The organism is Dyella sp. C9, from assembly GCF_003332825.1.
GTDB lineage: Bacteria > Pseudomonadota > Gammaproteobacteria > Xanthomonadales > Rhodanobacteraceae > Dyella.
This window is the reverse complement of sequence record NZ_QIRF01000012.1, coordinates 1-11,637: the sequence shown is the minus strand read 5'-3', so window position 1 is coordinate 11,637 and position 11,637 is coordinate 1. Positions and strand designations below refer to the sequence as shown.

The 11,637-nt window shown below is 65.4% G+C and carries 13 protein-coding genes and 1 tRNA gene; 3 read left to right on the top strand and 11 right to left on the bottom strand.

The window, feature by feature from the left end:
* Positions 1–2 precede the first annotated feature (2 nt).
* Complete coding sequence (locus DVU99_RS13765) at positions 3–689, top strand: response regulator transcription factor (RefSeq protein WP_114240882.1); 687 nt, start codon at positions 3–5, stop codon at positions 687–689.
* Positions 690–789: 100 nt separating this feature from the next.
* Entirely contained in the window at positions 790–1,863 is a 1,074-nt protein-coding gene (gene phnD, locus DVU99_RS13760) for a phosphate/phosphite/phosphonate ABC transporter substrate-binding protein (RefSeq protein ID WP_255412917.1), read from the top strand.
* A gap of 39 nt (positions 1,864–1,902) precedes the next feature.
* On the opposite strand, the gene DVU99_RS13755 is transcribed toward phnD, so the two are convergent.
* On the bottom strand, positions 1,903–2,427 hold the full coding sequence (locus DVU99_RS13755) for a DUF3617 family protein (protein ID WP_157971445.1): 525 nt from the start codon (positions 2,425–2,427) through the stop codon (positions 1,903–1,905).
* Between the two features lie 356 nt (positions 2,428–2,783).
* Here DVU99_RS13755 and DVU99_RS13750 point away from each other — a divergent pair, with 356 nt between their 5' ends.
* Entirely contained in the window at positions 2,784–4,220 is a 1,437-nt protein-coding gene (locus DVU99_RS13750; RefSeq protein ID WP_114240800.1) for a HAMP domain-containing sensor histidine kinase, read from the top strand.
* 99 nt (positions 4,221–4,319) lie between these two features.
* Here DVU99_RS13750 and DVU99_RS13745 read toward each other — a convergent pair.
* The 10 genes from DVU99_RS13745 to ybgC all read right to left on the bottom strand — a co-directional run bounded on the left by DVU99_RS13745 (position 4,320) and on the right by ybgC (position 11,555).
* Positions 4,320–4,395, bottom strand: a tRNA-Lys gene (locus DVU99_RS13745).
* Between the two features lie 60 nt (positions 4,396–4,455).
* Positions 4,456–5,142, bottom strand: coding sequence for a 7-cyano-7-deazaguanine synthase QueC (queC, locus tag DVU99_RS13740; RefSeq protein ID WP_114240799.1), 687 nt, complete (start codon positions 5,140–5,142; stop codon positions 4,456–4,458).
* A gap of 210 nt (positions 5,143–5,352) precedes the next feature.
* Positions 5,353–6,045 carry a 7-carboxy-7-deazaguanine synthase QueE gene (gene queE / locus DVU99_RS13735; protein ID WP_114240798.1) on the bottom strand — a complete coding sequence of 231 codons (693 nt, stop codon included), beginning with the start codon at positions 6,043–6,045 and terminating at the stop codon, positions 5,353–5,355.
* A 7-nt stretch (positions 6,046–6,052) separates the two neighbouring features.
* Positions 6,053–6,940: a tol-pal system protein YbgF gene (gene ybgF / locus DVU99_RS13730; RefSeq protein ID WP_198670328.1), complete on the bottom strand. Its 888-nt coding sequence runs from the start codon at positions 6,938–6,940 to the stop codon at positions 6,053–6,055.
* Positions 6,940–7,446, bottom strand: a complete 507-nt coding sequence (pal, locus tag DVU99_RS13725; protein WP_114240797.1) for a peptidoglycan-associated lipoprotein Pal — start codon at positions 7,444–7,446, stop codon at positions 6,940–6,942. Before pal ends, ybgF begins: the two co-directional genes overlap by 1 nt.
* Positions 7,447–7,695: 249 nt before the next feature.
* Positions 7,696–9,018, bottom strand: coding sequence for a Tol-Pal system beta propeller repeat protein TolB (gene tolB, locus DVU99_RS13720; RefSeq protein ID WP_114240796.1), 1,323 nt, complete (start codon positions 9,016–9,018; stop codon positions 7,696–7,698).
* A gap of 11 nt (positions 9,019–9,029) precedes the next feature.
* Positions 9,030–9,974, bottom strand: a complete 945-nt coding sequence (locus tag DVU99_RS13715; protein ID WP_114240795.1) for a cell envelope integrity protein TolA — start codon at positions 9,972–9,974, stop codon at positions 9,030–9,032.
* The gene (gene tolR, locus DVU99_RS13710) at positions 9,971–10,408 is read right to left on the bottom strand and encodes a protein TolR (protein ID WP_114240794.1); all 438 of its coding nucleotides are present in this window, start codon (positions 10,406–10,408) and stop codon (positions 9,971–9,973) included. Before tolR ends, DVU99_RS13715 begins: the two co-directional genes overlap by 4 nt.
* Before the next feature lie 15 nt (positions 10,409–10,423).
* A complete protein-coding gene (gene tolQ / locus DVU99_RS13705) occupies positions 10,424–11,113 on the bottom strand; it encodes a protein TolQ (RefSeq protein ID WP_114240793.1) in 690 nt (229 codons plus the stop codon).
* A gap of 34 nt (positions 11,114–11,147) precedes the next feature.
* Complete coding sequence (gene ybgC, locus DVU99_RS13700; RefSeq protein WP_114240792.1) at positions 11,148–11,555, bottom strand: tol-pal system-associated acyl-CoA thioesterase; 408 nt, start codon at positions 11,553–11,555, stop codon at positions 11,148–11,150.
* Between the last annotated feature and the right edge of the window lie 82 nt (positions 11,556–11,637).

The window sequence follows — 11,637 nt, the reverse complement described above, 5'->3', positions numbered from 1 at the left end:
ACATGCGCATACTGATCGCAGACGACCATCGACTGATCGTCGAGGGAGTCAAGCTCAAGCTGGGCGAGCTTGGACCTGACACCGAATTTGTCATCGCCATGGACATGGCGGAACTGCGCGACGCCATCCATGCGCCGGAAGCCGGCGCGCTTGCGCTTGCCCTGATCGACCTGGCCATGCCGGGCGTGCAGGGCAGCGAGCACCTGGCCGAGGTGATCGAAAAGCTGCCGCAGGTGCCGGTGATCGTGCTGTCCGGCTCCGAAGATCCCGTACTGATGAAGGGACTGCTGGCGATGGGCGTGCAGGGCTTCATCCCCAAGGCCTATTCACCCGACGTGATGCTCTCGGCGGTGCGCCTGGTGCTTTCCGGCGGCATCTACGTGCCGCCGCTGCTGCTGCAGGAACGCGGCGACGGCGCCGCGACCGCGGCCGTCGCCACGGCGGCCAGCGCGCCCCCGCCTGCCACCCCCGGTGACTCGCTCGAAGAGCGCCTGCGCAAGCTGCTCACCGAACGCCAGATCGACGTGTTGCGGCTGCTTTCGCAAGGCAAGCCAAACAAGCTGATCGCCCGCGACCTGGGCATCAGCGAAGGCACGGTGAAGATCCACCTGGCGGCGATCTTCCGCGCACTCAACGTGCGCAACCGGGTCGAAGCCGTGGTGGCCTCGCGCCGCATTAGCGGCCTGTAATCCACTGCCTGCATTCACTCCGCGCTGACGGACGCAGCGTATCCTGCCGTCGAACGGGGCCGCCTGCCGGCCCCAGTCCAACGACAACCAGGGGGTTGGGGTGGCACCGAGAGGGCGGGCATCCAGCGTCTTGCGCTGGCCGTCGTGGCCGGTTCCGCGGTGCCTGTGGCTGCCCTGGCTGCTCGCGGCTTCGTTGCTGGCGTGCGATGCCATGGCTGCAGGGCAACCCGGGCCCGCTGGGGGCAATACCCATATCAGCGCCCTCACCTTCGGCATCCTGCCTATCGGCGGCCCGTCGGAATCGCTCGCCGCGTGGCGGCCAATGCTGGATGACCTCAGCCACACGCTGCGCCTGCCCATCCGCAGCCTGTCGGTCAGCACCTATGAAGGGCTGGCCCAGGCCATGGCCGAGGAGCGGGTGGACTTCGCCTTCGTCTCGGGGCGCCTGGCCCTGGATGCGGTGCTCAACGACCGCATGCAGGTGATCGCACAACTCACCCGCGGCGACGGCTCGCGCGGCTATTACGCGGTATTGCTGGTCGCCAAGGACTCGCCCCTGCGCAGCGTGGATGACCTGTTCCGCCGCCCCGGGCAATTACGCTATGCCCGCGGCGAAGTGCTGTCCGTGTCCGGTTACCTGGTGCCGGAGACGCAGCTGTTCGCCAATCGCCGGCTCGACTCGGACACCTTCTTCGCCAGCGTCACCGTGGATAACCACCAGAACAACGCGCTGGCCGTGGCCAACAATGAAGTCGACGTGGCCACCAACAACACCGCCGACCTGGAGCGCTTTGCGCAACGCTTTCCTGACCAGTACGCGCGGCTGCGGGTGCTGTGGACTTCCAGCCTGATCCCCCATGCCGTGGTGGTGATACGCACCGACCTGCCCGCCGATTTGCGCCAGCGGGTCACCGCTGCGCTCACCGCCTACGGCAAGGGCAGGAATGCCGCGGCGGAGCTGGCCAAGCTGCAGATGATCCATGACGTGAGCGGCTTCACTGCAGCAGGCAACGAGGCCCTGGTGCCGTTCGCGGACATGGAGTTCAACCTGGAACGCCGGCGCGCCTACAGCGCGCAATGGGTCAGCGACACCGCCATGCAGGCACGCCTGCACAAGATCGATGTGGAGCATGAGGCGCTGGTTCGCCGGCTGATGGCCCCACCCCTGCCCTGATCCACAACGCATGACGCCTGCGGCGCGCTGCGCCGCCGCTCAGTGTTGCTGCTGCATTTCCTTGATGTTCATGACGGAGCCATCGGGCATCACCATGTCACCCGGATGCTGGCCGGCCGGACATTCGCCCACCCAGCGTCCCGAACTCGTCATGGCCATCTCGCTCTGCCCCATCATGGCGGGGTCGTACTTCATGTGGCCCTCGGTGTGATAGGCCGTGTCGCCATCGAAGCGCGTTTCGCTGTGGCTGCTCATGTTGACGGTGCCGTTGGGGCCATCGATGCGGCATACCGCATCCGATACGACCGTGGTGCCCTGCACGCTGATATTGAACTTGCTGCACATCTGGCCGCTCATCTGCGCGCCCATCTTGTACATGTCCTGGTCGGTGTTGGCATCCAGGCACAGCTTCATCACCTGCGGGCGCCCCCCCATCGCCGAAGTCTGCATCTCCCACAGGCCCGGCTTGCGCTTGGGCAGGTTGGCGGGAAGATCCTGGGCCAGCGTGGCACCGGTCACGCCCACGAGGGCAACGGCAAGCAACAGACGACGACGTGCGGACATGATGGTCTCCATTCGGCCTGACAGGCCATGCGGTGGTGGACGTTAACCCCAAACGCAAGCGGCGTCATGCCCGCCGACCTTCCGCCACCTTGCGCCAGGCTGGCGACGCCGATAGGCCGTTAGCACTATGGCGGCTGGCGCTAGAACGAAGTGCGTATCGTGCGGTCACCACCGTTTCATTAGAGTGCCTGACAGGGCCCGCTTCCAGGGTGGCGCGTCCGCCTGGGCTGTTTCCATCGCTTCCTGCCGCGGGTTCTCCCACTATGCAGCCGACGCACGTCATGTTCTGCCTATGGACCCCGATGCCATGCGGGGGACAAGGCACGCCATGCCCGCGAACAACGGAGGCATGATGCATGGAAGCGCGCGCCCACTTGCTGCCCCGGCTGTTCATCGACGTGGTGCTGCCAGGCACGATTGCCGCACTGGCGCTGGTGCTTGCGCTGTGCATCCAGCAGGCCCACCACCTGGGCGAACGCAACGAGGCGGCGATCAGCCTGCGCATGGAGCGGCTGGTCAACCAACTGGGGGATGACATCACCCATTCGCCCCAACCGATCCTGGACCGTGCCCTGCTGGAGGGACAGGCGGAGCAATGGCAGCGCGTGGAGCTGCACCGGCGTGACGGCAGTTTCTGGAGCAGCGGATCGTCCACCTCGCCCACCCGCACCACTTATCGCAGCGCGCTTGCCGGTGACGGCCACGGGACATCCTGGCTGAGCGTCGAGGTCGACACCCGCGCCCTGCAACACGCGCAAGGGCTGGTATGGCTGCTTGGCGGCCTCTGCGCCGCCGGCATTCTTATCCTGGCGTGGCTGGCACGCGTGACCTTGCGCCACCGCATCATGGAACCGCTGTCGCAGATCCAGGCCGCATTGCGCGAACTGACGCACGCCCGCCATCCCGCCCTCGACGCTGCGCCCACCAGCGCCGAGTTCGCCGACATCCGCCAGTCGGTGGAACAGCTCGCCACCCAACAGGACGAGCAGCGCCGGGACTGGGCCACGCTGCAGCAGGAGAACGCCGCGGAAGCCCTGGACCGGCTGCGCCAGAGCCAGGCCGCCACGCGCAGCAAGTCCCAGTTCATCGCCCTGGTCAGCCATCACTTCCGCCAGCCGCTGCAGGCCCTCGAACTGTTCGCCGGCAGCATCGACAACAGCGGCGACGCCGACCAGCAGTCGCTGTTTCGCCAGATGCGTACCAGCATCGCGGCGATGACCCGCCTGCTCGATGCCTTGCTGGAGATCTCACGCCTGGATGCCGGCGTGGTAGCGGTGAAGCCGGTCGGCTTCACCGCCGCGGAGCTGTTCATGCGCGACCGCACCTCGCTCAACCATGAAGCCGCGCAGCAACACGTCACCCTGATATGGCGCGGCAGCCATCACCAGTTGCATGGCGATGCCGACGTAGCCGCCAACCTGCTCTACCAGCTGGCCAGCAATGCCATCGCCAATGCACCACATGGCCGGGTGCTGATCGCGGCCCGGCGCCACGGCCAGGCCATCCGCATCGAAGTACGCGACAACGGGCCAGGCATCGCCGTGATCCACCAGCAGCGGATCTTCGAGGAATTCGTGCAGCTGCAGGGTGGCGAGAACGAGCGGCGCAGCGGCTATGGCCTGGGCCTGGCGATCGCCGAACGACTGGCGCGCCTGCTGGGCACCCGCATCGGGCTCCGTTCCGAACCCGGCCGCGGCAGCACCTTCTGGTTCGAGCTGCCCCGCATGCCGGTCCTGGAGCGCCACTCCTCCCCACACCCGCCTTCAAGCCCGGCCTGGCGCCAGGCGGGCTGAGCAGGCACACCCTCCGGCCTTGCCTGGGCTCTGTCCACGCCCCCTCCCGCGAATCGCGACCAAAAAAAAGCCCGCGTCGCCGCGGGCCTTTCGATGCTTTGGTGGGCCGTCCGAGATTCGAACTCGGGACCAATAGATTAAAAGTCTACTGCTCTACCGACTGAGCTAACGGCCCATCTTCAAAGGCAAGCCCGCAATTTTAGGGTTTGCGGGCCGGACGCACAAGCAAAGCCGTTCAGGCATAACGGGTGGGGTCAGGCAGCCCGGCCGCCTTGAAACCCTCCGAACGCAGGCGGCAGGCGTCGCAATGCCCGCAGGCACGGCCCTGGGCATCGGCCTGGTAACAGCTCACCGTTTCAGCGAAATCCACACCCAGGCGCTGTCCCTCGCGGGCGATGTCGGCCTTGCTCATGCGCATCAGCGGCGCGTGAACGCGGATGCCGGCCCCTTCCACGCCCGCCTTGGTGGCCACGTTGGCCAGGGTTTCGAAGGCCTCGATGAAGGCCGGGCGGCAATCCGGATAACCGGAGTAGTCCACTGCGTTCACACCGCACCAGATGTCGGTGGAGCCAAGCACCTCCGCCCAGCCCAGCGCGATCGACAGCATGATGGTGTTGCGCGCCGGCACATAGGTCACCGGAATGCCCTGCTCGCCGGTCTGGTCCAGCGGCACGTCGATGTCGGCGGTGAGCGCCGAGCCACCGATCGCACGCAGGTCCACCTGCACGGTCTTGTGCTCGACCGCGCCGAGCAGGTGCGACACGCGCTCGGAGGCTTCCAGCTCCGCGCTGTGGCGCTGGCCATAGGCCACGCTCAGTGCATGCACCTGGTAGCCCTGTTCACGGGCGATGGCGATGGTGACCGCCGAATCCATGCCGCCGGAAACGAGCACGACGGCCTTGCGGGGAGAGGTTTGGGACATGGTTGCTGCATCCACTCTGGGGTTCAGGCCGGTGATCCGGTCGAGTTGCGCCACCAGCAAGACAGGCTGGCACGCTGTAAAGCCTATTGTCGGGGGTTTGGCGCTGCGGCGAAAGTTTCAGCGGCGCGGCACACCGAGTGGCGCACGGGGTGCGCTGCTGCACGTCGAACCTGCATGCGGGGCCACGCCCGGTTGGCGCAACCCGATGCCTCAGTGCCCCGGCGCGTCGTTCCACAGCAGCTTGTGCAGCTGCAGCTGGAAACGCACGTCGAGCTTGTCGGCGATGATCCATTCGGCCAGCTCGCGTGGCTGGATGGCGCCATGCACGGGCGAGAACAGCACCATGCAACGCTCCGTGATGGCGTGGTCCGCCACTACTAGGCGTGCCCACTCATAATCGGCACGACTGGCGATGACGATCTTGACCTGGTCGTGCGGCAGCAGGTGATCGAGGTTGGACCACAGGTTGCGCGCGGACTCGCCGGAGTCGGGTGCCTTGAGGTCCATAACCTTGCGCACGCGTGGGTCGACCTGCGACACATCGAGCGCACCGGAAGTCTCCAGCGACACGTCATGACCCGCATCACACAGGCGCTTGAGCAGGATCAGGCAGCGCTTCTGCGCCAGCGGCTCGCCACCGGTCACGCATACGTGGCGCGCGCCATGCGAGGCCACTTCGGCCACAATGTCGTCGATCGCGCGCCAGTCGCCGCCGTAGAACGAATACTCGGTATCGCACCACACGCAGCGCAGGGGGCAGCCGGTCAGCCGCACGAATACCGTGCGCCAGCCGATCGCATCGGCCTCGCCCTGGATCGAGTGGAAGATCTCGGTAATGCGCAGGCGCTCGACAGGCACCTGTGCAGGCGTGGTGGAAGCCACGCTGGTGTTGCTACTACTCACGACAACCTCAACCTGCCGGCTGCGTTTGCAGGCGGCGCAGGCGCTCCTGGGCCAGGCTGGCTGCCTTGGAACCCGGGTATTTGGTGGAAACGGTCTTCAGCGTGGCCTTGCCGGCATCGACCTGCTTGAGCTCGATCTGGCTGTAGCCGACCTTGAGCATGGCGTCCGGCGCCTTTTCGCTCTGCGGGAACTGGCTGAGCAAGGTCTGGAAGGCTTCCAGCGCCACCTGGTAATTCATGGTGACGTAGTACGACTCACCCAGCCAGTAATAGGCGTTCGGGGTGAGCGAATTGTCCGGGTACTGCTGGATGAAGCCGCGGAACCCGCGTGAAGCGGTGACGTAGTCGCCCGCGCGCAGCGCCTTGAAGGCCACGTCGTAGGCCGCCTGCGCGCCCGCTGCATTGGCCGGGGCAGCTGCGCCCTTGGCCGCAGCAGCAGCACCAGCACCAGCACCAGAAGCGGCTCCGGCAGCAGCGGGCTTGCCCGCGTCTGCGGCGGGTGCCGGTACCTGGGCAGGTGCTGCGGTGGCGGCAGCGGGTGGCGGAGTGGCATTGCCTGCTGCGCCATTGGCACCGCCTTCGAGGCGGCCCAGCCGCGAGTCGAAATCGGTGGCCTGCGCCTTGTTCTTGTCGTTCGCGTCCTGCAACTGATGCTGCAGTTCTTCGATCTGGCCCTGCATCTGCTGCAACTGCGATTGCAGCGCCTGCACCTGGTTCACCAGGGTCGTGCCGCCCTGATTCTGGTTCTGCGCCTGCTGCTCCAGCCGCGACACGCGGTCGGCGAGGCTGAGGCGGGAGTCCTGCGCAAATGCCGGGACGCAAAAAAGCATGGCGGACGCGATTGCGCCCGCCATGCCCATCCTGGCCGTGAAGCTGTTAGCCAGTTGCTTCTTCATTACTTCGCCGTGTAGACGATCTCGACGCGACGGTTCTTGCTCCAGCAATCTTCGTTGTGCTCACGGCACACCGGCTTTTCCTTGCCGTACGAGATCACGTTGAGCTGGCTGGCCGAACCACCGTTCGACTGCAGGGCGCTGGACACGGCGTTGCCGCGACGCTCACCCAGGCCGAGGTTGTACTCGCGGGTACCACGCTCGTCAGCATTGCCTTCGAGGCGGATCTGAGCCGTCGGGCGATCCTGCAGGTACTTGGCGTGGCACGCCATGATCTGCTGGAACTCCGGCTTGATTTCATCCTTGTCGAAATCGAAGTAAACGACGCGCTGACGCAGGCAAGCGTCGGTGTCGAGATCAGCCGGGGTGTACTTGTTGCTGGTCGGGGTCGGCGTGGTGACCGGAGCCTGCTCCGGAGCCGGCTGCGGCTTGACTTCCTGCTTCTTCGAGCATGCGGCCGCGCCAACGCAGAGCAGGGCGACCAGGGCGACGCGAACGGTCTTATTCATGGTGGACGTTCCTTCAAACAGGTTTGAGTTCCGACAGTCAATAATGATTGCGGTTTCGGGACAGTGATCGCCGGTAAACCGGCTGTTATTTTGACATTTTGCTGCCGGCGGTGCGCTGTCTCGCAACCGCCTGGCCCGCCATCCGCGACGGATTGCCACGGACGGCAAGCTGTTTGATCCGGTGTGTCGTTTGCGGCTTCACGCCCGGATCACATGGCCGTGACGCTCGCGCGCCACGGCATGAACTGGTCAACGCTGACGATAGGGACCCCAAGCCGGCTCACGAACGTCGCCATCGGCAAGCACGAGGCGCTGGCGCACGAGTCCATCGGCGGACACGGCGTACAACACGCCGCGCCGGCCTTCGGAGGCGGCGTACAGCAGCATGCTTGCATTGGGCGCGAAACTCGGAGTTTCATCGATCGGACCCGGCGAGATGAAGCGCACCTGCCCACCCAGACTGCGATCCATAATGGCAATACGATACACGTTCCCGTTGCCCTGCACCATCGCGATCTGCTGGCCGTCGTAGCTGATCGAGGCGTTGGCGTTGAACTGGCCCTGGAAGGTGATGCGCTCGGCCCCGCCACCGCTGGCCGACATCTGGTAGAGCTGGGGCTTACCGCCACGGTCGGAGGTGAAGATGATGCTCTGGCCGTCCGGGGTCCAGCGCGGCTCGGTATCGATGGCCAGGTTGTTGGTCAGGCGGGTCTCCGAACGGGAGCCCAGGTCCATCACATAGATCTCGGGGTTGCCCTGGTACGACAGGGCCAGCGCCAGCTTGCTGCCGTCCGGCGAGAACGACGGCGCACCGTTGATGCCCTTGGCGCGTGCCGACACCAGCTGACGCGAACCTGTGGTGATGTCCTGCACGTAGATGGCCGAGTTGCCGCTCTCGAACGACACATAGGCGATCTTGCGGCCATCCGGCGACCACGCCGGCGACAGCAGCGATTCGCGGGAACGCGCCACGACCTGCGGGTTGTAGCCATCCGAGTCGGCCACGATCAGCGAGTAGGTGGTGTTGTTGCCCAGGCCCACGGCGGTGATATAGGCGATGCGCGTCCAGAACGCGCCGCGCACGCCGGTGATCTTCTCGTAGATGGCATCGGCGATCTGGTGGGCCACGCCGCGCAGATCACCGGCCGGAGCGGTATACGCCTGGGCCAGCAGGCTCTGCTGACGGTTCACGTCCCACAGTTCGTACTCCACCCGCATCATGCCGCCACCGGCATCACTGATGCGACCGACGGTGATGTAGTCCTGCTTGAGCAGGCGCCAGGTGGCGAAGTTGATGTCCGAACCCTTTGACGGGTTCTCCACGATTTCGCTCTTGGCCAGCGAGCGGAACTTGCCCGAACGATTGAAATCGTTGCGCATGACATCGGCGATGTCGGTCGGCAGCGGCGCACCGCCCGCCTGCGCGAACGGCACCACCACGATGGGCGTGGCCGACTTGGTCACGCCTTCGACGGTACCGGTCAGGGTCTGCGACTGCGCCGACGCAAGGCCTGCAAACAAAAGGCCCAGAAGGCCAAGCAATAGGATTAGATACCGGGACGGCTTCTTCATGAGGTGCTCACCTATGGCTTGAAATACATATCAACGTTGCGGCTAAAGACACTTTCAAATCCCTTGTATGGCAACGTATTGGCCCGCATTGCGGCGTCTTCGACCGACTTTCTTCCAGCGTCGTCGAAAGGACAGCTCGAGTCGACCTTGGCACTCACGACCTGCCCACCCTGGAGCTGGACGATGTGGAGCAGGCACTGCTGATTGGGGGGAATGTTATCCGGGCCGACCCAGTTCTGTTTGAGCACATTCTGAATAGCTGCCTGGTACTGCGCCCTCAGGCCACTATCCGGACCATTCTGGCCGGTCTGGCGCTGGGCCGCATTGGGCAGGTCGGGCAGCCCGTTGTCCTGGGCGTTCTGCAGGTCCTGCATCTGCTGCTTGGCCTGCTTGGCGCGGGAATCGGCCTTCTTGGTCTGCTGGTCGGCCGCGTCCATCTTGGCGAACAGCTCGTCGATCTGCTTCTGCCGCTCCAGCTTCTGCTTGGCCGCCTGGGCGTCCAATTCGGCGGCGCGCTGCTTCTGCTTCTCTTCCTGTTCCTTCTTGGCCTCCTCGGCCTTGAGCGCGGCATCGGCCACGACCTTCTCCTGGTCGATGACGTCGGGATGCTCGGGCGGCGGCGGCAGCGTCTTGACCTTGGGGGTCTCCTCCGACGGCGGTGGCGGCACGCTCGGCGGCGGCGGCACGGTGGCCTGCACCGGCTTGACCGGCGTCGACTTCGGCGGCGGAGCCGCCGTGGGACCCCCCAGGGTGGCCTCGATGATCTGGCCTTCCAGCTGGAGTGGCTTGGTACAGGTGATCGGGTTCCAGCTCTCCGGCAGGTGCAGGGCCGCAAACACCGTTTCGTAGAACGAGCACGGCACTATCGCGAGCCATAGAAAGCCCACGATACCCAGATGCAGGACAGCGGAAAGGACAACCGCTTTGGAGGTGCCCTTGGGGGAGTCGGCCCTCATTTCTTGTTGCTCGACTCCGGCGCACTCATCAGACCGACCTTGGCCACGCCGGCCTGCTGCAGGTCGGCCAGCACCTGGTACACGCCGTCGTACTTGCCGTCGCGGTCGCCCGCGACGAGCACGCTGACGTCAGGATTCGCCTTGACGAACGCACCGACCTTGACCTTCAGGCTCTCCACGTCGATCGGCTGGCGCTTCTCGGTACCCAGGGTCAGGTACAGCTGGCCGTTGGCATCGATCGCCACGATCACCGGGTCCTTCTTGTCCTGCATCGACTTGGCGTTGGCCTGCGGCAGGTTGATGTCGACGTTCTTGTTGATCATCGGCGCGGTGACCATGAAGATGATCAACAGCACCAGCATCACGTCGATGTAGGGAACGACGTTGATCTCGGATTTGAGCTTCAGGCGCTTGTGGCGCGCAGAACTACGCATCGTTCAGGCCCTCGCTCAGGCGGCCGCGTCGTCGGACTGGATCTGCCGCTGCAGCACCGAGGAGAACTCCTCCTGGAACACCTCGTAGCGGGAGGCGACGCGCTCGACCTTGTTGGCGAAGCGGTTGTACGCCCACACCGCCGGGATCGCGGCGAACAGGCCCATCGCGGTGGCGATCAGCGCTTCGGAAATGTGCGGGGCGACCACGGCGATGGTCACGTCCTTCATTTCACCCAGGCCCTGGAACGCACCCATGATGCCGATCACGGTGCCGAACAGGCCGACGTAAGGGCTGATCGAGCCGACGTTGGCCAGGAACTCGAGGTTGCGCTCCAGGCGGCCGATCTCGCGGGTGCCGGCCACGCGCATGGCGCGCTCGGAGCCCTCGATCACGATGCGCATGTCATGCACGCGGCGCTGGCGCTGGCGCACGAACTCGCGGAAGCCAGACTCGAAGACGTTCTCCATGCCGCCGTTCTCCGAGCCGCGGTTGCTGACCTCGCGGAACAGCTGGGCCAGGTCGGCGCCGGACCAGAAGCGCTCCTCGAAGTTCTCGGCCTCTTCCATCGCCGCCTTCAGCTGCGTCACCTTGCGGATGATGATGACCCACGAGAGGAAGGAGAGCACCAGCAGCACCGCCATCACGAGCTGCACCAGGATGCTCGCGTCCGCGATCAGCTTGAAAATGTTCAATCCACCGTTCATTGCTCGAAGGATCTCCAGCGCACGTACACGAAATTTAGGGGGAAAGGCCGGGGATGAAATCGGCCGGGATCTGCACCGGGCGCATGCGGTTGACGTCGACACACGCCACTCGCACCTGCGCGCGGATCAGCTCCGCGCCATCCGCCCGGCGGATCGTCTGGGCGAAAAGGATACTGGCTGCGCGCCGTTCTTTGACTTCGACGCTCACCGACAGTTCATCATCCAGCAGGGCCGCGCGCAGGAAGTCGATCTGCATCTCGCGAACCAGGAAGGCCAGGCCGGTGGCCTCCTTGTAGGCCGACTGGCTGATGCCCATGGCGCGCAGCCACTCGCTGCGGGCGCGCTCCATGAAGCGCAGGTAGCTGGCGTGGTAGACCACCCCACCGGCGTCGGTGTCCTCCCAATAGACGCGGACGGGCCAGGTGCTGTCTCCTATACACATATGCGAGCCCACGAGCCAGGCAGAACGTGCTGATGGCGTCATCCGCCACCAAAATGATGCTGGGGGGGGGGGGGCGGGGGGG